At 49.5% G+C, this 22,088-nt stretch carries 21 protein-coding genes and 2 rRNA genes (1 of these 23 only partly in view); 21 read left to right on the top strand and 2 right to left on the bottom strand.

What is annotated here, in order from left to right; all coding sequences use genetic code 11:
• Together OL236_RS05230 and rrf are read left to right on the top strand one after the other, a co-directional pair.
• Positions 1 to 867, top strand: a 23S ribosomal RNA gene (locus OL236_RS05230) (it extends 2,051 nt beyond the left edge of the window).
• A 68-nt stretch (positions 868 to 935) separates the two neighbouring features.
• Positions 936 to 1,052, top strand: a 5S ribosomal RNA gene (rrf, locus tag OL236_RS05225).
• 17 nt (positions 1,053 to 1,069) lie between these two features.
• On the opposite strand, the gene OL236_RS05220 is transcribed toward rrf, so the two are convergent.
• Positions 1,070 to 2,329 (bottom strand): nucleotidyltransferase, encoded by a 1,260-nt coding sequence (locus OL236_RS05220; protein ID WP_265071595.1) that lies wholly within the window; start codon positions 2,327 to 2,329, stop codon positions 1,070 to 1,072.
• 78 nt (positions 2,330 to 2,407) lie between these two features.
• Between OL236_RS05220 and mnmA the strand changes: the two genes are divergently transcribed.
• The 13 genes from mnmA (at position 2,408) to OL236_RS05155 (ending at position 13,452) form a co-directional block, all read left to right on the top strand.
• On the top strand, positions 2,408 to 3,466 hold the full coding sequence (mnmA, locus tag OL236_RS05215; protein WP_265071594.1) for a tRNA 2-thiouridine(34) synthase MnmA: 1,059 nt from the start codon (positions 2,408 to 2,410) through the stop codon (positions 3,464 to 3,466).
• 98 nt (positions 3,467 to 3,564) lie between these two features.
• On the top strand, positions 3,565 to 4,683 hold the full coding sequence (locus OL236_RS05210; protein WP_009645947.1) for a hypothetical protein: 1,119 nt from the start codon (positions 3,565 to 3,567) through the stop codon (positions 4,681 to 4,683).
• A 129-nt stretch (positions 4,684 to 4,812) separates the two neighbouring features.
• Complete coding sequence (locus tag OL236_RS05205; protein ID WP_265071593.1) at positions 4,813 to 5,394, top strand: hypothetical protein; 582 nt, start codon at positions 4,813 to 4,815, stop codon at positions 5,392 to 5,394.
• A 53-nt stretch (positions 5,395 to 5,447) separates the two neighbouring features.
• Positions 5,448 to 5,996, top strand: coding sequence for a biotin transporter BioY (locus OL236_RS05200; protein ID WP_009645929.1), 549 nt, complete (start codon positions 5,448 to 5,450; stop codon positions 5,994 to 5,996).
• Position 5,997: 1 nt separating this feature from the next.
• On the top strand, positions 5,998 to 7,140 hold the full coding sequence (locus tag OL236_RS05195; protein ID WP_265071592.1) for a thiolase family protein: 1,143 nt from the start codon (positions 5,998 to 6,000) through the stop codon (positions 7,138 to 7,140).
• Positions 7,137 to 8,471 carry an AMP-binding protein gene (locus OL236_RS05190; protein ID WP_265071591.1) on the top strand — a complete coding sequence of 445 codons (1,335 nt, stop codon included), beginning with the start codon at positions 7,137 to 7,139 and terminating at the stop codon, positions 8,469 to 8,471. The genes OL236_RS05195 and OL236_RS05190 overlap by 4 nt, the downstream gene beginning before the upstream one ends.
• Before the next feature lie 167 nt (positions 8,472 to 8,638).
• Complete coding sequence (locus OL236_RS05185) at positions 8,639 to 9,364, top strand: NYN domain-containing protein (RefSeq protein ID WP_006190981.1); 726 nt, start codon at positions 8,639 to 8,641, stop codon at positions 9,362 to 9,364.
• A gap of 13 nt (positions 9,365 to 9,377) precedes the next feature.
• Positions 9,378 to 9,776, top strand: a complete 399-nt coding sequence (locus OL236_RS05180) for a DUF3783 domain-containing protein (protein ID WP_265071590.1) — start codon at positions 9,378 to 9,380, stop codon at positions 9,774 to 9,776.
• 350 nt (positions 9,777 to 10,126) lie between these two features.
• The gene (locus OL236_RS05175) at positions 10,127 to 10,603 is read left to right on the top strand and encodes a hypothetical protein (RefSeq protein WP_265071589.1); all 477 of its coding nucleotides are present in this window, start codon (positions 10,127 to 10,129) and stop codon (positions 10,601 to 10,603) included.
• 32 nt (positions 10,604 to 10,635) lie between these two features.
• Complete coding sequence (locus OL236_RS05170) at positions 10,636 to 11,565, top strand: ABC transporter substrate-binding protein (RefSeq protein ID WP_265071588.1); 930 nt, start codon at positions 10,636 to 10,638, stop codon at positions 11,563 to 11,565.
• Positions 11,562 to 12,311 carry an ABC transporter ATP-binding protein gene (locus OL236_RS05165; RefSeq protein WP_265071587.1) on the top strand — a complete coding sequence of 250 codons (750 nt, stop codon included), beginning with the start codon at positions 11,562 to 11,564 and terminating at the stop codon, positions 12,309 to 12,311. The genes OL236_RS05170 and OL236_RS05165 overlap by 4 nt, the downstream gene beginning before the upstream one ends.
• Positions 12,308 to 13,045: an ABC transporter permease gene (locus tag OL236_RS05160; RefSeq protein ID WP_265071586.1), complete on the top strand. Its 738-nt coding sequence runs from the start codon at positions 12,308 to 12,310 to the stop codon at positions 13,043 to 13,045. The genes OL236_RS05165 and OL236_RS05160 overlap by 4 nt, the downstream gene beginning before the upstream one ends.
• Positions 13,046 to 13,206: 161 nt before the next feature.
• Positions 13,207 to 13,452, top strand: a complete 246-nt coding sequence (locus OL236_RS05155; RefSeq protein ID WP_265071585.1) for a late competence development ComFB family protein — start codon at positions 13,207 to 13,209, stop codon at positions 13,450 to 13,452.
• 61 nt (positions 13,453 to 13,513) lie between these two features.
• Here OL236_RS05155 and OL236_RS05150 read toward each other — a convergent pair whose 3' ends face one another.
• Positions 13,514 to 14,857: a hemolysin family protein gene (locus tag OL236_RS05150; RefSeq protein WP_009645969.1), complete on the bottom strand. Its 1,344-nt coding sequence runs from the start codon at positions 14,855 to 14,857 to the stop codon at positions 13,514 to 13,516.
• A 330-nt stretch (positions 14,858 to 15,187) separates the two neighbouring features.
• On the opposite strand from OL236_RS05150, the gene OL236_RS05145 reads away from it, so the two are divergent.
• From OL236_RS05145 to carA, 6 genes are all read left to right on the top strand, one after another.
• Positions 15,188 to 16,264, top strand: a complete 1,077-nt coding sequence (locus OL236_RS05145; RefSeq protein ID WP_265071584.1) for a VanW family protein — start codon at positions 15,188 to 15,190, stop codon at positions 16,262 to 16,264.
• Positions 16,265 to 16,340: 76 nt separating this feature from the next.
• Positions 16,341 to 16,913 carry a UbiX family flavin prenyltransferase gene (locus OL236_RS05140; protein ID WP_265071583.1) on the top strand — a complete coding sequence of 191 codons (573 nt, stop codon included), beginning with the start codon at positions 16,341 to 16,343 and terminating at the stop codon, positions 16,911 to 16,913.
• 26 nt (positions 16,914 to 16,939) lie between these two features.
• Complete coding sequence (locus OL236_RS05135) at positions 16,940 to 18,553, top strand: MBL fold metallo-hydrolase RNA specificity domain-containing protein (protein WP_037369986.1); 1,614 nt, start codon at positions 16,940 to 16,942, stop codon at positions 18,551 to 18,553.
• A gap of 210 nt (positions 18,554 to 18,763) precedes the next feature.
• Positions 18,764 to 19,723, top strand: a complete 960-nt coding sequence (locus OL236_RS05130; protein WP_265071582.1) for an aspartate carbamoyltransferase catalytic subunit — start codon at positions 18,764 to 18,766, stop codon at positions 19,721 to 19,723.
• Positions 19,707 to 21,017, top strand: a complete 1,311-nt coding sequence (locus OL236_RS05125; protein ID WP_265071581.1) for a dihydroorotase — start codon at positions 19,707 to 19,709, stop codon at positions 21,015 to 21,017. The genes OL236_RS05130 and OL236_RS05125 overlap by 17 nt, the downstream gene beginning before the upstream one ends.
• Entirely contained in the window at positions 21,014 to 22,087 is a 1,074-nt protein-coding gene (carA, locus tag OL236_RS05120) for a glutamine-hydrolyzing carbamoyl-phosphate synthase small subunit (protein ID WP_009645921.1), read from the top strand. Before OL236_RS05125 ends, carA begins: the two co-directional genes overlap by 4 nt.
• The last annotated feature ends 1 nt before the right edge of the window (position 22,088 follow it).

The following is a 22,088-nucleotide window of genomic DNA, read 5'->3' as shown; positions in this document are numbered from 1 at the left end:
GATGCAGGTTACCCGCGACTGGACAGAAAGACCCCATGGAGCTTTACTGCAGCTTGGCATTGATGCCCGGCGGATGATGTACAGGATAGGTGGGAGGCTAAGAAAGGCGGCCGCAAGGACGCCCGGAGCCGCTGTTGGGATACCACCCTTCCTCCGCTGGTCATCTAACCGAAGTAGTTACGACACTCGGGACAGTGCCAGGTGGGCAGTTTGACTGGGGCGGTCGCCTCCGAAAGAGCAACGGAGGCGTCCAAAGGTTCCCTCAGCGCGGACAGAAATCGCGCGAAGAGCATAAAGGCAGAAGGGAGCTTGACTGCGAGACCGACAAGTCGAGCAGGTACGAAAGTAGGGCTTAGTGATCCGGTGGAATGAGAGTGGAATTGCCATCGCTCAACGGATAAAAGCTACCCTGGGGATAACAGGCTAATCTCTCCCAAGAGTCCATATCGACGGGGAGGTTTGGCACCTCGATGTCGGCTCATCACATCCTGGGGCTGAAGCAGGTCCCAAGGGTTGGGCTGTTCGCCCATTAAAGTGGTACGTGAGCTGGGTTCAGAACGTCGTGAGACAGTTCGGTCCATATCCATCGCGGGCGGAAGAAACCTGAAGGGGGCTGCTCCTAGTACGAGAGGACCGGAGTGGACGGACCAACGGTGTACCAGTCATGGCGCCAGCCGTGCAGCTGGGTAGCTGCGTCCGGAAAGGATAAACGCTGAAAGCATCTAAGCGTGAAACCAGCCCTAAGATGAAGTTTCTCACGGAGTAATCCGGTAAGGCGCCTCAAAGACGATGAGGTTGATAGGCGGGGAGTGGAAGCGCCGCAAGGCGTGCAGCCGACCCGTACTAATACGCCGAGGGCTTGACCTAAGTTTCGTCGCCCTAAAATGTTCTTGTCTTCTGTATAGTTTTGAGGGTGCAACAAACACCTTCACAAATCCAGTGGCGATAGCTGAGTGGATCCACCTGTTCCCATCCCGAACACAGTCGTTAAGCACTCATACGTCGAAAGTACTTGGTTGGAGACGACCTGGGAGGATAGAAAGCTGCTGGTTCAATTCAAAACGCCTGCTCATGCAGGCGTTTTTCTCTTATCTGAAATGAAGAGCGGAGAGCGTTGGAAGTCCTCGCCGCGTTTTGTGATTTGCGGAAGGCAAAGCCGTCGCATTTCTGTGGCATGAATGTCAAGTGCGAGCATGTTTTCCAAAGCCGTTCGCTTTTCTGGCAGATGTTTCAATGCGGCGTCTTTCAAAAAATGACTTGTCTTGCTTATGAGAGGAAGCGAACTTTTCTGTTTAATTTCATGCAGCAAGCTTTTTCCTGCATGATTGAATGCGAGTATACGAGCATAGAGAGGTCCATTCTTATCAAATTCATGAATATCCTGTCGACGAAGGTGCAGCATGATGTGGAATATGAGCCGTTGGATTCGACTTTGCGGATGACGACGACTGCGGCATTCGTCGAGAAGGTCTTTCATGGTGAGGCAATGAGAAGCGGCGTGCAGCAATCTGTTTTCAAACCCTTCATTTATACCATAGATTTCTTGTAAATTTTCCAGAGTATAATGTTCAAGCTGAGCAAGAAGCGGACGAAAAAGCAGATTGATTTCTGGTATAGCTTCTTCCGTATGCGCTTCGAATAAGGCTTCCATGCTGTTTGCAGGAAGAACTTTGGCTAGGAGGTTTCTTCGCGGTGCGGCGGTTTGGATTTCTCGGCGAATGGAACTTGCACTGGCATACGTGTCATGGAGTTCTTCATCATGATAAGCGGCGCCCATTCTTGCCACTGCAAAAGGTTCGATCGAAGTGGCGCAGCAATTCAAGGCGCGCAGGTATTCCAAGGCAAGGATGTTGTTCGGCTGCTTGAGGAAAGCTTCGTTTATACCGCTGCTTTGGGCAATGGCATGACTTAATGCAGCGGCATAGGAATGACCTTTTTGTACGTATGCATGGAGCAGTTCCTGCACATCGTTTCTCTTCGATGAATCCGCTGCGCATTGAAGCAAGGCGAGAGGGCTTTCTGCGCCGAAGGCAAGACCGTCAACGACACCCAAGCGCGAAAGCAGCGATACGCCTCCATGTGCGAAATTCTGTGCGCTGCGCACGGCAAAGGCCGCCGGCAGTTCGAGCACGAGGTCGATGCCGCTCAAAACGGCGTGGCTGGCACGCTGCCATTTATCGAGAATCGCCGGGCAGCCGCGCTGTGTGAAACTGCCGCTCATCAATGCGACGATGCAGGCTTTGGGATATTTCGCGCGTATGGTTTCAATCTGGTAAATGTGCCCATTATGAAAGGGATTGTATTCTGCGATGATGCCGATGACATTCATGGAATCAACTCCTTGTATAGATGGTTCTCTTAGTGTACCATAGAATTGCATGTTGCAGATATTTTCAGGAGGCAATGGATGAAAAAAAAAGTAGCGGTAGCGATGAGCGGAGGCGTGGACAGTTCGCTTTGTGCAGCTCTTTTGCAGGAACAAGGGTATGAGGTGCTCGGCATAACTATGCAACTTTCTGATGATAGTCGTGAGATGAACGGTGTTTCCAGCGCGGCGACAGACGCAAGGCGCGTGGCGGATTTTCTTGGCATAGAGCATGTGGTGGCAGATTTTCGTACGCTTTTTTCCGATAAGGTCGTTGATTATTTTTTGACGGAATATTTGACGGCACGCACGCCGAATCCTTGTGTGATTTGCAATCGTTTCTTGAAATTTGGGGAGCTTCTTTCGTTTGCGAGAGAAAAAGGTGCAGATTTTCTTGCCACGGGACATTATGTCCGTGTAGAGAAAGAAGCGGATGGATCCTTTGCCTTGAAAAAAGGAAGGGATGAAAAAAAAGATCAATCGTATGTCCTTTATCGTTTGCCTCGGGAAATATTATCGCATATTCTCTTTCCTCTTGGAAGCTATAGAAAGGAAGAAACGCGAGCCCTTGCCCAAAAACTTTCCCTGCCGGTAGCCAATAAGGCAGAGAGTCAGGAGATCTGCTTTGTACCGGAAGATGACTACAAAGCGTATTTGTCGCAGCACAGGCCAAACCGTTTTCACGCAGGAGATATTATCGATATGCAGGGAAAAATTCTCGGGCAGCACCGAGGTCTTCCTTTTTATACGATTGGGCAACGAAAGGGGCTTGGCATAGCGGCGGCACATCCTCTCTATGTCATCGCTTTGGATGAGGTAAATAATCGCGTGATTGTCGGAAAAAATGAGGAACTTTATGCTTCGTCGCTTTTTGCAAGCGATGTGAATTGGCTGATGGAAGAACCGACACAAGAGATTTCGGTTCATGCCAAGATTCGTTACGGCAGTCGTGAGGTGCAGGCGAATGTTTTGCCTTTGAAGGATAGGGCGGTCAAGGTATCCTTTCTTGAACCACAGCGAGCTGTTACGCCGGGGCAATCCGTTGTTTTTTATTCCGGAGAGCGCCTTGTAGGCGGGGCAACGATTGAGTCGCGGACATGAACGCGGCATATTTCAAGGGTTTTTCTTGCGAAAACGCTATTCTTGTTGCATAATAAGGAAAAGGCCTTATCGCTTTGTAATCTTGGGAGGGTGAATCTATGGCGATGTTTTCCAAGTCGCAGAAGATGCGTTTCTTTCTTGCGATATTCTTGCTGCTTTTGGCAACATGCGGCTGCGGGGCATGGTATTTTTTCTATTATACGAAAACGCCGGAGTATGGGCTGGAAAAAATCAGAATGTCCTTTGAAAAGCATGATTGGCAAACATTTGAGAAATACGTTGATTTAGATGCTTTGCTGGGCAACTCTACGGAAACATTGATTCAGGCTATGATTGATACGGATCGTCCGATGTCCGGAGACGCCAAGGCGGCTATGAATGGTTTCGTGCAGATGTTCAAGGCGCCTTTGGCATTGACACTGCGTACGGAAGTGCAGTATTACGTTGAAAATGGCGAATGGAAAAACAGTGGGACGGCATCGGAGACGCAAGATCCGATGAGCCTTGATATGGTGCTCACGAGGATCGGACTCAAGACGATACAGTTCCGCAACATTGATTACGTCGCAACGGATCGGGAGACGGGAACGGCACGCGCCGGCGTACGCGTTTATCAGGCGGATATTGGTGAGGAATTCATTTTTGAAGTGAAGCTTGTGCAGGGCGGAGATGGCGTCTGGCGCGTGACGGAAATACAGAACCTTCATGATTTCGTTGCGATGATTGCCAAGGCGCACGATGCGATACTGGCAGATTATCTCGCTAAATCTCAGGCCATCATAGATGCTCACGGAAAATCAGTGCAGGAGATCGAGCAGGAATTCAGCAGCACTTTGCAGAAAGGCTCTCTTGGCAATGATGCAACGCGTCAGGCATTGAAGACCATCATGCTGGAGAAGGCCGCGGCAGACTGGACGCAGCGCAAAGCTGAGCTGTCTGACCTCACAGTGCCGCCCATGGCGGATACGCTACACCATCTCCGTCTGCGCAGCTGTGATATGCGCATTGCTTACATCCTTGGGTATGCGGCATGGCTGGACGACAAGAAGGCGGCGACCATCCGCGAGGCGCAGGCGAAACTGAAACAGGCAAAGACACTGGAAAACGAAGCAGCTGCGCTTGCACGCCACATGTCGGGACAATCGAATGCCGTTCCACAACCGCAGCAAAAACCAACAGGAAATGAAACATCGGAAAGCATGACGGAACTGCAATAGGAATCCATGGGAGAGCCGCCGTAATCGGCGGCTTTTTGCATGCTCTTTTGTTAACTGATTCTTACGAAAGGTTGACGAAAGAAGATGCTTTATCTATAATGAGTTTACTGAACTTTTGGAGGTGAATGGATGGAGAGTGTTTTGCATCTTGCACGCATGATGGCAGAACTGCATCTTGCCGAATATGAAGGTGCAAGAATTGCCAAGATTTCTTGGAGAAAAGAGCCGCGTCCAGAGGCGGAATATGGAGTACACTTTCAAAAACATGGAAACCGTTTTTTGAAAATGGCATGCTGTGAAACAAAGAAACCTTTGATGGGAGAAATCTCCATGAGTCTCATACTTGGAAAAGAGGGCGTTGAAAAATCGCAAAGAGTACCCAAAAAGGAGAGGATGCTGAAAAATACTGGAACAACGTGGCGATGTTTTTCTTATGCAGAGGTTCTTTCTTTTGTTGCAGCGGCGGGTGATGAAAACAGCATACATCGTCAAGAGCCTGCCATTGTACCCGGGATGCTGATTTTACAGAAACTTTTAACAGAGCGGCCTATGACGCGGCAGGTGGAAATACGCTTTTTTCATCCACTCTACTGCGGGGAAGAACTCCATTTCTTGCCAGAGAAGGATGGATGTTTAGCGGTGGTGAAGGGAGAACGAAAATTCTTTTATCGTCTATGGAAGAGTGAATGCTCCGATGCAAGACATGGTTGAAGGTTGCATTTCCGACTACAGAGAACATTAAAAAGAAGTGAGGTTTGAAAAGTATGAAACAAGAAGATACGATGTCTGTGCAAAAGATAACAAAGATGGCACTTTGTGTGGCGCTTTGCTGTGTCGCCGCGTATATTTCCATCCCGTTGCCGTTTACTACGGCGATGATCACAGCTTTGACGCTTGCGATGAATCTTACAGCTTTTATCTTGAAACCGCGAGAAACGTTTGTGGTGCTTTGCGTCTACACTCTACTTGGGTGCATTGGTCTGCCCGTCTTTGTCGGCGGTACGTCAGGTTTGGGAAAACTTCTCGGCCCTACAGGGGGATTCATCATCGCTTTTGTTATTGCCTACCCGATTGTCAGTTGGCTCAAGGGGACGGGAAATTCGTTTAAGCGTTTCATGTCGGCGGCCGTTTTTGTTGGTATTCCCATCACATATATCGGGGGATTAACTTCCATGATGCTTTTGATGGATGTCAGTCTTTGGCAGGCTCTCGTTATGGCAGTTTTTCCATTCATTCCAGGAGATGTCTTGAAGGCTGCCTTGGCTGCATTTCTGGGTGTAAAACTCAACAAAATTTTCCGTCAGAGCGAATGATATGAAAAATGTTTACATATTCGGCGGTTTGCGAACTCCGCTTGCAAAGCATGGGGGACATTTCCGTAGTTTACGTCCGGAATGTTTCACAGCAGAACTTTTGAGCGCCTTGTTGAAACAATATAGCATCAACGAGGTGGATGCCATTTTTTGCGGTAATGCTGTAGGAACAGGGGGGAATCTGGCTCGCTTGACGGCGCTGTTGGCGGGCATAGATGAACGCGTGCCTGCTGTGACGATTGATATGCAATGTGCTTCAGCGGCGGCTTCGTTGGATTTTGCTTTTTCGCGACTTGCCAGTGGACAAGGACATCTTTATGTTGCGGGCGGCATGGAAAGTCGCTCCTTGCAGCCTGTGCGGCGTTATGCTGAGACAGATGAGCGCCATGCATTATTTCCGCATGGCGAATATATGACAGCACAGTTTTCACCGAAAGAGCTTACCGAAAATGCCATGTTGCGAGGGGCGGAACGGACCGCAAAGGAAGAGAAAGTGAGCCGTACAGAGCTTGAAGAATGGGCTGTAAGAAGTCATGCTCGGGCCGCTGCTGCACGTCGTGAAAGCAGTCTGCAAGAACTTATCTTTCCTGTTGCAGGCTTGTCGAAAGATGATGGCATACGAGAAACGATGAGTTTCGACTTTCTCAAGCGATTGCCACCTCTCTTTGGCACGGGAGGGCTTACGACAGCTGGAACATCATGCAGAACGAACGACGGTGCGGCACTCGTGCTTCTTTGTTCTGAAGAATATCTGACAAAAATGGAAAAGAAACCAGAAGTTCGACTTTTGGCGATGGAAATGTCAGGTGGCGATCCGCTTTACAGTCCGCGTGGCGCCATGCAGGCTGCCGATCAACTTTTGGAGAGAATGCGACTTTCCTATGAGGATATGGCAGCGATTGAATTCAATGAGGCATTTGCTGTCATAGACGTTCTCTTTGCGCGGCGATACCCAAAGCTTGTTGAACGGTATAATACATTTGGTGGTGCGCTTGCTTATGGACATCCTTACGGTGCATCGGGAGCGGTGCTTCTCCTACACCTGATTGAGGCAGTAAAGAAACATGGCGGAGGTTATGGTCTTCTCTCCATTGCCGGTGCTGGAGGCGTCGGAGAAGCAATCCTGTTGGAGGTTTGTGAATGAATTATTATCTATTGCTCAAGGAGCGGTCGATTTCTTATGCAGAGAAGCCATTTCTTTACATTGGTGAAGAAATATACAGTTATCGTGCTTTTTTCACAAAAATTGAGAGAATGACACAACACCTTTCGCGCGTTATAAAAGATGACCTAAAGAATGCCGATGTACTTGTTTCTGCTGAATCTTTTTTCAACCAGGCGCTGCTCTTCTTTGCTGTGCAGAAATTTAATGCTCGTCCGATCTTGCTGCACCATGGTCTCGTCGAATCAGATATAGAACATATTGCAAAAACGAATGACTTGCAGGGAATTTTTATCTTAAATGCTGAAGGTCTATCATACAAACGTTTTCCCTATGAAGCTCGACAACATGAATATCCCGATTGCCTTGGGGTCTTGAGTTCAGGAACGACAGGCACACCAAAGGTCATGTATCGTACGTTTGAAAGTTGGGCGGGATTTTTCCCGGTGCAAAATGAAATCTTTGGATTGAAAGAAACGTCTTGTCTTTTCTTTCATGGCAGCCTGAGTTTTACTGGTAACCTCAATGCTTTTCTCGCTGCACTATTCATAGGTGCTTCCGTTTGTACGAGTGAATGCACGAACGTGAAATTATGGATTGCTTTAATGGAGAAACATACAGCAGACATCATCTATCTTGTTCCTGCAAAACTACGTCTTCTGGTAGAAGCTATTAAGGTTGCCATTTCGAGTGTGAGGTCTTTGTTTACGGGGTCTCAAATTATCTCTGCGTCTCTCTTACGCTTGTTGCAGAGAAAACTGCCAAATGCTTCCATCATCCTATACTATGGAGCAAGTGAACTCAATTACATCACTTATGCGCACTGCAGAGACTGTACGCGTGATCCGAGGAATGTTGGAATACCATTTCCAGGAGTGGACATCTCTGTTGCGGACGGATTGATTTATGTAAATACGCCCTTTCATGTAAGTGGCATCACATTACCATTTACTTTGCACGACAAGGGATATATGAATGAGCAAGGCGAATTGATTTTCGAGGGACGCGAACAGGCGTGGGTAAACAAAGGTGGTTTCAAAATCAGTCTGGAGCGTGTGGAATTGAAGATTAAGGCTGTTGCAGGCATTCGTGAGGCAGCTGTTCTTCCGGTGGAGGATGAGGTGCGAGGTGCAGACCTTGTCGCATTTCTTGTGCCTTCTGATGGGATTGAAAAAAAGAAACTTCGTCGTATAGTGCGCAGCGCACTTTTGCCTGTTGAGATGCCGAAAAAGATATATTTTCTTGCAGAAATTCCACTCAACGATCGTGGTAAACTGGCAAAAGACCTATTGTTGAAGGAAATCAGAAAATAGCCAGGAATGGAGACGATCAACGCAATATTTCATGGAAATCCATTCACAAGTATGATAAAATGGATAGAATTAAGAAAGAGTGTATTTGTATCATTAAGGAAGGATGGATAGATTCCGTGCTTCTTTAATGGAGTTAATCATTATGAAATTGCGAGGTTTTATTTTTGATGACATTTGATTCAAGTACAGAGACGGTGGCCGTTCTTTACGATATTGAGAATGCGCCTTTTGAGATGCTGGATTTTACCTTGGGGAAGGCACGGAAGTTTTTTCCTTGCCGTATGATCGTTGTCTCCGACTGGGAAAAGCACCCTGAGCAGAAGCGGTGGAATCGCTTGATGTCTCGCAAGGGGCTTACTTTCCGCCAGATTGATCGAAAGGTCGATGGCAAGAATTCACTAGATTACGCATTGTTCGACATGGCGAAAATCCTGCGTGATGAGGGCGTGCGCCGCTTTCTTATCGTGACGACGGATTCCGATTTCGTAGCGATTGCTCAGATGCTGCGCGAAAGCGACACGCCGTGTCACATCATCGGCGTGGGAACAGAGCAGGCGAGTCAGTCTCTGCGTGATGCTTATGATGAGTTTTATTGCTATCCGCCTGTCAAGAAGAAGAAAGCGAAGGCGCAGGAGCAAGACGCGCCGGAAGAAAAGGACAAGCAGAAAGCAGGAGGCAAGGCGGACAAAAAACAGCAGAAGAAGCAAGCGAAGAAAAATCAAGAAGATGCGGCGAAGGAGTCTGACAAGCAGCTTTCTCTTGCAGGTAAGAATATTTTACAAGTGCGCTTGCCCAAATCTCTTTTTGACAAGCTGCAGAAGAAAAAGCGTCATGAAGATGTTGATATGGAACAGCTTGTGACATATCTTTTGATGCGCGGTTTGAACGACTGAGGCGAGGTGGAGCGTGAAGAAGCAAGAAGAGAGTGTTCTGCTCTACCAATTTTCCGATGAGGCTGCGTTGGCTATTCAAGAGGTTTTGCGCAAGTTGAGAATCCAGGCGAGCGTTCTAGAACCAGGAGCATGGCATCAACGCATTGGCTTCTTATTTGCCTTGAAGGGCTTCAAGCCGGGGACTTCGGAGGAAGAAGCCTTTGATTTTCCTTATGAGGCGGCAGTTTTTCATAACATCAAAGGCAAGCGGCTCGATCAGGTTCTTCAAGCTTTGAAAGATGCGGGCATTGCACATATAAAGTTCAAGGCGGTGACGACGCCGTTCAATCTGTATTGGACGCTCGCACGACTGTGCCGAACCATGCATAAAGAACATGCTTATATGATGGAAAGGGATAAGAATTCGGAATGAGGTACGATGATCTCGATCGGACGAGCGTTCTTGTGCGCAAGGAGAAAAATACGTCAGATGGCAGGAAGCTAGACGATACGCAGGAGCTGCCGCCTTTGTCCCAAGATGCTTCTCCTATTTTTTCGAGGCAGGGGACGGTGCGGGAGCTTCCGCCGCTCACATCAAAAATGGAGCATCAGAGGGTGGATGCTGCAGAGTCTGGAAATAGGCGGCAAAGCAGATTCCGCAAGGGGCTGATTTTTGCCGCTTGTTTTGCGGTGGCTCTTTTTTGTGGGTTTCTTTTGTCCGATATGTTTCGCAATCATGAACAAGCTCTTGAGGACGGCCGCAAGGAGGCGCAGCAGGTTGAAATGCGTCAGCAGGAACTTGCTGCACGCGAAGACTCTCTAAAGAAGCAAAGGGCGAGCATAGCGGAGCAGAAAAGAGCGCTGGAAGAAAAAGAGCTGGAACTTGAACGAAAGGCGCAGCGCGCTGCCGGGCGCACGGAACGCATCAAGCAGGAAAAGGACAAGGGAACGGTTGTCGGCGGCTGGGTGGACAAGGTCACGGGAAAGGAAAAGGAGCGCAAGGAAGCGAATGAGAAGAATGCCGCTGAAATTCAGCAGACAAATCTGGATATCGCTTCGGTACAACAATCCATCAAGGATGCTCAAGCTGTTCTTGATGAAGTGGACAAACAGCTTGACAATGTCAATGAAATGAAAGATCAGGCAGATCGCTTGAAAACGGTTGCACAAGATACGTATGAGAAAAATCAAGGGACGATCAGTCAGATCTTTCATTATGTGAACGAGGGCGCTGATATGCTGCGTCAGATTCTTCGCTGACGCGCTTTTCAAGATACAAAAGGAGGATGAACGTGAAGAAAATCATTGCCTTTCTCTTCTTGCCGCTTCTGTTCCTTACGGCCGGCTGCGGCGGCGGAAGCAAACAAGAGCTTGGTACGCTGAACATCGGTCTCATGCCTGATACGGATTCCGTTCCATTCATTATTGCACAGGAAAAAGGATATTTTGCAGAAGAGGGACTGAATGTGGAACTGCACTCGTTCAAGAGTGCTATGGACAGGGATTCTGCTTTGCAGAGCGGCAATCTTGATGGGGCTGTTTCCGATCTGCTCGCCGTTGCGTTTGCCAAGGATGGCGGCTTCGACGTCAAGGTTACTTCCATGACGGACGGCAGTTACAAACTTGTTGCAGCGCCTGGGACGGAAAAGCTTTCCGTCAAGGAACTCGCCGGTAAGGAGGTCGCTGTTTCTCGCAATACGATCATCGAATATGTGACAGATCATATTCTTGAAAGCAACTCGATGTCCGGTGATGATATAGCGAAGGTCGTTATTCCGCAGATTCCGACGCGCTTGGAGCTTTTGCAAAGCAGTAAGCTGGCAGCGGCCACTCTGCCGGAGCCAATGGCAAGCGTTGCTGTTCACAACGGATGCCGATTCATCACTGGATCGGATGAACTCGGTATCAACCCTGGCGTCATATTGTTTACGGAAAAAAGCACGAAGGAAAAGCGGGCAGAAATCCAAGCGATGTACCGCGCTTACAACAAGGCTGTAGCTTATCTCAACAGCACGGATCGTGCCGAGTATATCGACCTCGTAGTGGAAAAGAGCGGATTTCCGCCAGCGGCGAAAGAAGCTCTCGTTTTGCCCGTTTATCACACGGCAGCACTGCCCAAGGAGAATGACGTTACGGACTGCATTGCCTGGCTCAAGGGCAAGGAACTGATTGAGAATTCCTACGGGTACGCTGATCTCGTGCTCGATTTATTGCAGCCATGATCGATTTGCAGCACCTGTCCTACGGTTATAGTGTCGATAAAAAATGCATGCAAGTGTTGCACGATATCAATATGCATGTAGAAAAAGGGGAGATTTGCTCTGTCATAGGTCCTTCCGGGTGTGGGAAGTCGACGCTTCTAAAAATCATTGCCGGTCTTTTGCACGATTATGATGGGACTGCGATGATCGATGGAGTCCCTGTTGACCCGAAACGGCAGCGCGTCGGATTTATGCCTCAAAATTACGGACTCCTGCCTTGGAAAACCGTGCGTGAAAATGTCGAACTTGGCGGGAGGATACGTCATGAAAGGGTGCGGGAGAACGAGACCGCTTCCATGATGCAGCGACTGGGCATCGATGCATTCAGTGAACGGTATCCAAAAGAACTGTCTGGTGGGCAGCAACAGCGCGTGGGCTTGGCACGCGCCTTTTTGCTTCGTCCCGATGTGCTTTTGATGGATGAACCGTTTTCGGCACTGGACGCTATCACGCGCGAAGAGATGCAGGAGGTTTTCCTATCCCTTTGGCACGAGCAGCATGTGACCACGGTTCTCGTTACGCATTATGTGGAGGAAGCGCTGTACCTTGGACAGAGAATCGTGATTCTTGCCGACGCTCCCGGGCGCATTGCCGAGGTGTTGGATAATCCTCTTTTTGGCTGTATCGATCAGCGAAATAAAGTAGAATTTTTTCGTATGAGCTGTTATTTGCGTGAGCAAATTAAGAAGAGGTGGCGTCGGGCATGAAGCGTACTGTTGTTTACATTGGCGCTGCCGCCATACTGTTTTTTGTCTGGTGGATTCTATCTTCTTTTCTTGCATTGCCGATTGTGCCAAATCCATGGAGTGTTGTTTCCTGTTTGCAGAGCATCTTTTTATCCTCAATTGCCATTCATGCAATTTACAGTTTGGGCAGAATTGCACTGGGACTTGTCCTTGCTGTAGGAATTGGCTACCCCATAGGGATTTTTATGGGATATGCAGCGAAGGCTGACCGTATTTTTTCTCCTTTTGTCTATCTGATGTATCCTGTTCCGAAAATCGCCCTGCTGCCGATTCTCATGCTGCTTGCCGGCGTGGGGGAGATGTCCAAAGTCTTGATGCTCTTTCTTATCATCGTATTCCAAGTCATCATCGCCGTGCGCGATGCCGTGCGTGCGATTCCGCAAGAGACGTACATGCCCCTTCTTTCCTTAGGGGCGTCATTTTTTTCCATTTTTCGCCATGTTCTTTGGCCAGCGTCTTTGCCCAAATTCATTACAGCTGTGCGCGTTGCCATGGCGACGGCGATTTCCGTATTGTTTTTTACGGAGACATTCGGTTCGCAATATGGTTTGGGATATTTCATCATGGACGCATGGCTTCGTGTCAATTATTTGGAGATGTATGCAGGAATCGTTGTGCTCAGTCTGCTCGGACTGCTGCTCTTCTCCATGCTTGATTTTATCGAGATGAGAGTTTGCCGATGGCAATATAAATAAGTCTTTCAGTCTTATTGCAGAGGGCGACAGTCCTGAAATTTGAAAAATTATCCATAAAGAGTGACAAGATGCGCTGCTTGTTGTATAATTTGATTAGAAAGAATTTACTTATGAAAGTTTAGCATCTTGAGGATGGGTGAGATATGCCGATCAGAAATACCATGGAAGAATTCGTTCAGCAGAATATCGATGCTGTTTTGCGTATGTATCCCGATTGCTGCTCCTGCGAAAAATGCAAGGAAGACATCATGGCGCTTGCCCTCAATCATCTTCCGCCCAAGTACGTATCTACGCATAAAGGGGATTTGTTTGCAAGAATCGCGACGATGGATCCGGTGGACAAGGCGTTTATCATTCAGGAGATTGCCAAGGCGATACAGATTGTACACAAGATGCCGCGCCACTGAATGCGTATGAATTTATGGCACAAAGAAAGCGATGTCGTTTGAAACGGCATCGCTTTTTTATTCAGTGCGCTCTTGTCACAGTGTTTTCTTCTGTTTCGTTTGTTTTGGGTCGTCTTCGATGCGTGACTAGAATTTTGTCAATGCGCGCGCGATCCATGTCGACAATTTCAAACGTAAAATCATTCCACTGACAAACTTCTGTTTCTTTGGGAATGTAGCCAAAGTAAGAGGTCAGGAAACCTCCCATCGTTTGGAAATGCGCTTTATCCTCATCGGGCAGAGGCACGTCAATATCAAATTTCTCTTTGAAGTCGTCGATTGAGAACAGTCCATCCATATACCAAGCATCCTTGCCGCGTGGAATCATCTGCGGTGCGTCGATTTCGTCGGCGTCGAAGGATGTTCCGATGATTTCGTTCATGATGTCCGTCAAGGTAAGAAAACCGATAACGCCGCCGTATTCATCCAGCACGACGGCCGCATGCACACCCGTTTCACGGAATTTTTCCAGCACGCGGAACGTTTCCATGGAACGCGGAACGAAGAGTGGTTGGCGGATGAAAGGGGATAATTCAATCGGCCGCTTCTCCAGACAGGCATCGAGAAGATCCTTGGCATGGAGTATGCCGCAGAAATCGTCAAGGCTGTCACGTCCCACCGGAATGATGGTTTCGGGATTTTCTTTGATGAGCCGCAAATTGTGCTCTATGGAATCTTCGAGATCGATCCAGAACATCTGCGTGCGCGGCGTCATCAAGGCGTAGGCCGTTTGATCGCTCATATGGAAGATATTGTCAACCATTGTCTGCTCTGCTTTTTCAAATGTTCCCTCTTCGGTACCTTGTTCGATCAGATCTTTGACTTCATCCTCCGTAACTGTGTCGGTTACATGAGGATTGATGCCAACTAAGAGAAGCAGGAAATTTGCTGAATTGGAAAGGAACGATACTGCAGGGCGCGTGATGTACTCAAGGACATGCAGCCAGCGGTGAAAACGCTGCAAATACTTTTCTGGATTTTGCCAAGCGATTTTCTTGGGAAGAAACTCTCCCATGAGAAGCGTGAAATAAGATATGGCAATCGTGCTCAAGACGAATGCGATCGTATGCGCGTAGGGAAGGAAATGGAGAACTTCCTCCAAGAGGGGGGCAATCGCACTGCCGATGACAATGCCGAGCAGTATGCTTGTGAGCGTGATGCCGATTTGCACGACGGAGAGGACATTCTCAGGCATTTCCAAAATCGTTAAAGCGGCAACCGCATTTTTATCACCGTCATCAGCGAGCTTTTCCAGACGACTCTTGTGGCTTTCTGTGATGGCGGTTTCCGCCAAGGCAAAAAAACTGCTTGCCGATACGAGAAAAACGGTCAGAAGGATAAGCAGCGGCAAATCTGGACTATCCAAGAGGGGACACCATCCTTTGTTGAATATAAAAGTGATACGCCTATTATACCATATTGCGGCAAATCTTATCCATGCTTCCGCAAAGATTAAGGCTTGACAATCTCTCGAGCAGGAATAATCGAATGAACACCGAAATAAATAAAATGGATTTTATATTATTATTTGAAGGGGCGAAAATGAACGATGAGATTTTCTCGATTGAATTTCATCCTTGCAGTATCCTTGCTTGTTATATTCACGTTGCTGGCGAGTGGCATTTTCGCGTATCATACTTCCTGCCGCGGACGCATCCTCTATGGAGTGCAGAGTGAGGGGCGCTCCTTGTTTGGCTTGACGCAGAAGGAAGCGGAGCAGTATTTTACGCAGTTGGGAAAGAAGAAACTCGCCAGTCAGACTGTTTCTTTAAGAAGCAACGGCGCTGTGTGGAAAATACAACCGCAGGAAGTGAATCTGCAACCTGCTGCGGCTGCCGCTGCAGAGGAGGCCTATAATTCTGGGCGCGAGGGAACGTTTGTATTACAAGCAGTGACGCAGATCAAGAATGCTATTTACGGATGCAATATTCCTTTTACGGCAAGTTATGACGAATCGCTCCTGCAGGCGAAATTGGAAGGGATAGCGGAAAAACTCCTCGTTCAACCGGTCAATGCAGCATGTGAAATCAGCACCAACGGAGCGATTCATCACATTCCAGGAAAATCGGGGAAGAAGCTCGACATAGCCGCCTCATTGAAGGCGTTGGATAAACCGCTGAAAGAAATGCAGGCGGCAAACATCGAGCTGCCTTTGGAAGAAAATCCCCCGTTTGTCCGTACGGAGGATGTCGCCAACGTCAATGCCGTGCTTGGAACTTATACGACGTATTATCGTCACGGTGCGCGTGGAGACAATATTGCCATAGCGACGCAGCAGCTCAACGGCGTCCTGATTCGCAGCGGAGCAAACTTCTCTTTTAACAACATCGTGGGAACGCGTACCGCAAATGCCGGCTATAAAAATGCTGCGGTTCTGGTAAACGGAAAATCCGTTCCTGGTATTGGCGGCGGCGTCTGCCAGGTCAGTTCGACGCTTTACAATGCGATTCTCTTGGCAGGTCTCAATCCGACAGAGAGGTTTTCGCATTTCATTCCGTCTTCGTATTGTCCTCCGGGGCTTGACGCGACGGTGGCGGATGATTTGATTGATTTTCAATTCATGAATCCTCTGCCGCATAATGTTTATATTTTAGCAAGTGCAGATGGCAAAAAAATTACGGTGCAAGTGCTTGGTACGCAGGCAGATCTTCAAGGGAAGCACATCTCTATTGAAACGGTCGGCTCAAGCAGGCGACCTTCGGTATATCGCATTTACAGTGCTAACGGGCAGGTCGTCGAGAGGGAATACCTGCATACGGATTCTTATTCGTAGATTGCTGCAAGGGAATACCGATGACAGTGAGACCAGCAGAATCCTTCTTTCACTATCGCAATGAGGAAATATGCTTATGGAAAAGAAAAAAATCATTGTCGGAGCCACTGGAGCGAGCGGCTTGCCGCTCTTGATTGAATGTCTAAAATTCATTCGCAAGGAGGAGGGTTTTTCTTCTGTCTTGCTGATGACTCGTGGGGCAGAGCTCACGCTTCAGCATGAAACAAAAATGAAAGTGTCCGATGTTGCCGAACTTGCGGATGAAACTTTTGAGATTGACGAAATCGGTGCGGGGCCTGCCAGCGGTTCTTACCTTACGGCAGGTATGCTCATCGTGCCTTGTTCAATGAAAACGCTCGCCGGCATACATGGCGGATACGCCGACAATCTCCTTCTGCGAGCGGCGGATGTGATGCTCAAGGAAAAGAGGACGCTTGTCCTCGCGGTTCGCGAGTCGCCATTGAGTCCGATTCATTTGCGCAATATGCATGAGTTGTCGCTTTTGCCGACGGTTCATATCGTGCCGCCTATGATGGTGTTTTACAATCAACCTAAAACCATAGAAGAAATGGTGCAGCAAGCAGCGGCAAGACTGCTTGCCCCTTTCGGGCTTATGGCAAAGGCATATCGTCCGTGGCAGGGACTTTGAGAGATGATGCAGAGGAGTGAAGCGAAGTGAAATTGACATTTCTAGGGGCTGCTCATACAGTTACCGGCTCTTGCTATTTGCTGGAGAGCGAGGAGCGGAAAGTTTTGGTGGACTGCGGCATGTTTCAAGGCGGTCGCCGCATACGCGAGTTGAATTACAAGGAGTTTTGCTTCAATCCTGCTGAACTCGACTGCGTGATTTTGACACATGCACATATCGACCATTGCGGTCTTGTGCCGAAACTCTATAAAGAGGGTTTCAAGGGGGCTGTATATGCGACGAAAGTGACCTGCGAGTTGGCGCATATCATGCTGCCGGATTCTGCCCATATACAGGAGCACGATTCGGAGGTTCTGAACCGCAAGATTCAGCGCAGCGGCGATACGCTGATTCAGCCACTCTATGCGATGGAAGATGCAGAAGCGTCGCTGAAACATTTTGTGCCGAAGTCTTACAACGAATTGTTTCGCGTAGAAAACAACATCGAAGTGCGCTTTCGTGATGCCGGTCATATCATTGGCTCTGCCATCGTGGAAATGTACGTGGAAGAGAACGGGAAGAAGACGAAGCTCGTGTTTTCCGGCGATTTAGGTCAGCCCGATCAGCCCATCATCAAAGACCCTACGATCATCGAAGGGGCGGATTATCTGCTGCTTGAGTCGACATACGGTGATCGCCTGCATCAATTCTACGATAAGGAAGCAGCCCTCCTGGAAGCCGTGCAGGACACGATGGAGCGCGGCGGCAATCTCATCATCCCAGCTTTTGCTGTCGGACGCACGCAGACCTTGCTCTATTATTTTTATAAGCTTTGGAAGGAAGGGCGCATGGAGGATGTTCCCATCATATTGGATAGCCCCATGGCGATTGCTGCTACGCGCGTGTTCATGGAAAACATGCAGGAGTTTGACGAGACGACGGTAGAGCTGTTGGCGAAGCACGGCGGCGGCTTGCCGCAAATGCCGCATCTGCGCATCTGCGAGACTGCAGAAGAATCGCGGGCTTTGAATTCGCAGGCGAGCTCCGCCGTCATCATTTCGGCGAGCGGCATGGCAGATGCCGGGCGCATTCTCCATCATCTCAAACACAACCTTTGGCGACCGGAGTCGACGATTCTCTTTGTCGGATACCAAGCGGAAGGCAGTTTGGGCAGACGCCTCATCGACGGCGTGAAACGAGTCAAGGTCATGGGCGAGGAAATCGCAGTCAAAGCCAATATTCAAATGCTGGAAGGGTTTTCCGCCCATGCAGATATGAACCAGATTCTTGATTGGCTCGCGCCCATACAGGAGCCGAATCCCGCGCGCGTATTCGTCGTTCATGGTGAGCCGTCCGCTTCGGAGTCGCTTGCCGAGCAAATCGAGAAGCGATTCAAGCTCAAGACATATATTCCGTTCTTTGGTGATTCCATCGTCATGACGGGGCGTGAACATGAGATTCATGAGTCTCATCTGCCGGAAGTTTCTGTCGAAAAGGAAATGGAGGACTTCCTGCGCACGGTTGATTCCACTTATCGCCAGCAGAGACGTCGCCTGCTGCAGTACGTTGTGCGCAATCCGCAGCAGATGGAGGTTGTCGTCCGCACGGTGCAGAAGGGCTGGAACTATATGAAGAAGCTTTTTGCGACGTTCAATCTCTGATGGGTTTTCGTTGACAGCGCAGAGGACATGTGATAAGATTCAAGTCGAATAAAGTGTATAGAGATGTCCTTTGAAATTGGTCCTGTGAGGCTGATAAAGGAAGCCATAAGGGTGCGGCGGCATGAACCGCATCGTTGCCATGCAAAAAAGCTTTCTTATGCCTTGCATAAGAAAGCTTTTTGTCTTACAAGCACTTAGGGAGTGATTCGCTTGAGCAAGAATCCTGTTTCATTACGCGGCAAGAACATTTTAGGACTGGAAGATTTCTCATCGGAGGAAATCCAGCTTGTCCTTGATTCTGCCAAAGGCATGAAGAATGTGATCCACAGGGATATCAAGAAACTTCCCACATTGCGAGGAAAGTCAATCGTCACATTGTTCTATGAGCCGAGCACGAGGACGCGCTCCTCTTTCGAGTTGGCGGGCAAGTATCTCGGCGCTGATGTCGTCAATATCACAGCGGGGACGAGCAGCATCGTCAAGGGGGAGAGTCTGCGCGATACGCTGCTGACGGTTGAAGCCATGGGAGTTGACGCCATCGTCATGCGCCACAAGGCTGAAGGTGCGGCGGCTTATGCGACACAGGTTGTGTCACCCGTGATCATCAATGCGGGCGATGGAGCGCATGCACATCCGTCACAGGGCTTGTTGGATTTGTTCACCATCTTGCAGTACAAGAATACCTTGCAAGGGCTGAAGGTCGCTATCATCGGCGACATTTCGCACAGCCGCGTGGCGCGCTCCGATCTATGGGGCATGCGAAAAATGGGGATGGAGGTTCATCTGGCCGGACCGAAGACATTGCTGCCGCGCTTTCTCAAAGAAGAACCGGGAATCTTCGTGCATGAGTGTATAGAAGATGCCATCCGCGATGCTGATGTCATCAATGTGCTGCGCATTCAGCTTGAAAGGCAGAAAGCAGGTCTTTTCCCTTCCATGCGTGAGTACGCACGCATCTTCGGTTTGAATGAGGAAAGGCTGAAGCTTGCTAAGGAGGACGTACTTGTACTTCATCCGGGTCCGATGAACAAGGGACTGGAAATATCACCGCGTGTAGCTTACAGCAGCCATTCCGCCATACAGGAGCAGGTGCAGAACGGCGTGGCAGTTCGCATGGCGCTCTTGGCTCTGGCATTGATGGGAGGAAAGCAGAATGAAGCAGATCTTTAAGGGCGGTCGCGTCGTAGATCCGAAGAATGGCGTAGATGAAAAACTGGATATTCTCGTCGAGGACGGCATTGTTCAAAAGGTTGACAAGAATGTGGTGGATGAAGAGGCCGAAATCGTCGATGTCAGCGGCAAGGTTCTCGTTCCCGGCCTCATTGATATGCACACGCATCTGCGTGAGCCGGGGCAGGAAGCGAAAGAGGATTTCTTGTCCGGCTCGAAGGCGGCGGCTGCAGGCGGCTTCACGACGGTCGCCACTATGCCAAATACAAGCCCTGTCGTAGACACCGCCGCCTTGGTGCGCAGTCTGCAGACGCGGGCGAAAGAGGTCGGCCTCGTTCACATCGAAATCATCGGAGCGCTGACAAAGGGACAGAAGGGCGAAGAGCTTGCAGAAGTGGGCGATATGAGCCTCGCTGGAGCCGTGGCGTTTTCCGATGACGGACACTATGTGAAGTCTGCCAAGGTCATGATGAATGGCATGGATTATCTGAAAAATTTTGATAAGATCATCATCGATCATGATGAAGAACTCTCGCTCATCGAAGAAGGTGTCATGAACGAAGGGCATCGCAGCGCGATGCTCGGCATGAAGGGGCGTCCGACCGTGGCGGAAGATATCGCTGTGGCGCGCGATATCTTGCTTGCAGAATATGTCGATTCGCCCGTCCATGTTGCGCACATCAGTTCGGCACGTTCTGCCGAGCTTGTGCGCGAAGGGAAGCGGCGCGGTGTCAAGGTCACGGCGGAAGTTACGCCGCATCACCTCATCCTGACGGATGCCTGTGTCAATCCGCTGGATTCTTCCACCAAGGTTAATCCGCCGCTACGTGGGCAGAAGGATGTCGACGCCATGCTTGAGGCGCTTCAGGACGGCACGATCGACATCATCGTTTCCGATCACTCGCCGCATGCCGAGGAGGAAAAAGATCGGGAATACATGTATGCGCCGAGCGGTTTTCCAGGTCTTGAAACGACGTTGGGGCTTTTGCTGACAGAGCTTTACCACAAGGGGAAAATGGATTTGTCCACGCTCATTGCCAAGATGACTTCAGCGCCTGCTGCATTGTTTCGCTTGAACGCAGGCAGTTTGGAAGCGGGAATGCCGGCGGACATCACGGTCATCGATCTCGAAAAAGAGTGGGTGGTGGATGCCGACAAGTTCTATACGCGCGGCACGCACTCGCCTTATGTTGGGCGTCGCCTGAAAGGCAGAGCGGTGATGACGGTGGTCGATGGCCGCATTGTGATGCGCGATGGAAATGTCCTCGCCTCAAAAAAGGAGAATGTCGGATGAAGGGGAATTTGATTTTAGAGGACGGCAGCGCCTTTTCCGGTGAATTGCTGGATGAAGCGAAAGCATTCGGCGAAGTCGTATTCAATACGGGCATGACGGGCTATCAAGAGGTTCTGACCGACCCGTCGTATTGCAGCCAGATTGTGACCTTGACGTATCCGCTGATCGGCAATTATGGCGTGGCGAAAAGCTTCATGGAATCGCGCAAATCCTTTGTCAACGGTTTCATTATAGCGGAGCTTTGTGATGTCGGCAGCAACTGGCAGTCGGAAGGAGCGCTGGCGGACTTCCTGCGCGAGCAGGGCGTGCCCTGCCTGCATGGCGTCGATACGCGCGCTGTGACGCGCCACATTCGCTCTGCCGGTGCGATGAAGGGCGTCATCGTGCCGGAAAACACAACGCAAAAGGAAATCAACAGGATGCTTTCCCGAGAAATTCAAAAGGACGTTGTGGCAACGGTGACGACAAAAGAAACGTATGTCATGGCCGCGGACAGTGCGGATGCGCTGCGGGTCGTCGTCATGGATTTCGGCATAAAGCAGAACATCCTGCGCTCCCTGCATGAATTTGGCTTCCATCTCACCGTTGTGCCGGCACAAACATCGGCGGAAGAAATACTTGCCATGAATCCAGATGGCGTATTTCTGTCCAACGGTCCCGGCGATCCCAAGGATGTACCGGACATCATCGCAGAAGTCAAAAAGCTCATCGGCAAAAAGCCCATCTTCGGCATTTGCCTCGGGCATCAGCTCTTTGCGCTCGCCATGGGAGCCGATACATATAAATTGAAATTCGGTCATCGCGGCTCGAATCAACCCGTCAAAAACTTGGCGATGAACCGCGTGCACATCTCATCGCAGAATCATGGCTTTGCCGTCGATGAATCGTCTCTGCAGGGACTGCCGCTGGAGGTCACGCATCGCGCCGTAAACGATGGGACGGTGGAGGGACTGCGCCATACAGAGCTTCCCGTATTCACGGTGCAGTATCATCCCGAGGCGTCGCCAGGGCCGACGGACAACCGCTACTTATTTGAGCAGTTTCGCGCACTTCTCAAGGAGGAAAAGTAAC

It is taken from the genome of Selenomonas sputigena, assembly GCF_026015965.1.
In the GTDB taxonomy this organism is placed as follows: Bacteria; Bacillota; Negativicutes; order Selenomonadales; family Selenomonadaceae; genus Selenomonas.
The sequence above is the reverse complement of the archived record's forward strand: the minus strand, read 5'-3'. Positions and strand labels throughout refer to the sequence as shown.

Excerpts from the sequence above, each read along its gene's own strand:
- OL236_RS05220 (WP_265071595.1), bottom strand. The coding sequence starts at position 2,329 with ATGAATGTCATCGGCATCATCGCAGAATACAATCCCTTTCATAATGGG.
- mnmA (WP_265071594.1), top strand. The coding sequence starts at position 2,408 with ATGAAAAAAAAAGTAGCGGTAGCGATGAGCGGAGGCGTGGACAGTTCG.
- OL236_RS05210 (WP_009645947.1), top strand. The coding sequence starts at position 3,565 with ATGGCGATGTTTTCCAAGTCGCAGAAGATGCGTTTCTTTCTTGCGATA.
- OL236_RS05205 (WP_265071593.1), top strand. The coding sequence starts at position 4,813 with ATGGAGAGTGTTTTGCATCTTGCACGCATGATGGCAGAACTGCATCTT.
- OL236_RS05200 (WP_009645929.1), top strand. The coding sequence starts at position 5,448 with ATGAAACAAGAAGATACGATGTCTGTGCAAAAGATAACAAAGATGGCA.
- OL236_RS05195 (WP_265071592.1), top strand. The coding sequence starts at position 5,998 with ATGAAAAATGTTTACATATTCGGCGGTTTGCGAACTCCGCTTGCAAAG.
- OL236_RS05190 (WP_265071591.1), top strand. The coding sequence starts at position 7,137 with ATGAATTATTATCTATTGCTCAAGGAGCGGTCGATTTCTTATGCAGAG.
- OL236_RS05185 (WP_006190981.1), top strand. The coding sequence starts at position 8,639 with ATGACATTTGATTCAAGTACAGAGACGGTGGCCGTTCTTTACGATATT.
- OL236_RS05175 (WP_265071589.1), top strand. The coding sequence starts at position 10,127 with ATGCGTCAGCAGGAACTTGCTGCACGCGAAGACTCTCTAAAGAAGCAA.
- OL236_RS05165 (WP_265071587.1), top strand. The coding sequence starts at position 11,562 with ATGATCGATTTGCAGCACCTGTCCTACGGTTATAGTGTCGATAAAAAA.
- OL236_RS05160 (WP_265071586.1), top strand. The coding sequence starts at position 12,308 with ATGAAGCGTACTGTTGTTTACATTGGCGCTGCCGCCATACTGTTTTTT.
- OL236_RS05155 (WP_265071585.1), top strand. The coding sequence starts at position 13,207 with ATGGAAGAATTCGTTCAGCAGAATATCGATGCTGTTTTGCGTATGTAT.
- OL236_RS05140 (WP_265071583.1), top strand. The coding sequence starts at position 16,341 with ATGGAAAAGAAAAAAATCATTGTCGGAGCCACTGGAGCGAGCGGCTTG.
- OL236_RS05125 (WP_265071581.1), top strand. The coding sequence starts at position 19,707 with ATGAAGCAGATCTTTAAGGGCGGTCGCGTCGTAGATCCGAAGAATGGC.
- carA (WP_009645921.1), top strand. The coding sequence starts at position 21,014 with ATGAAGGGGAATTTGATTTTAGAGGACGGCAGCGCCTTTTCCGGTGAA.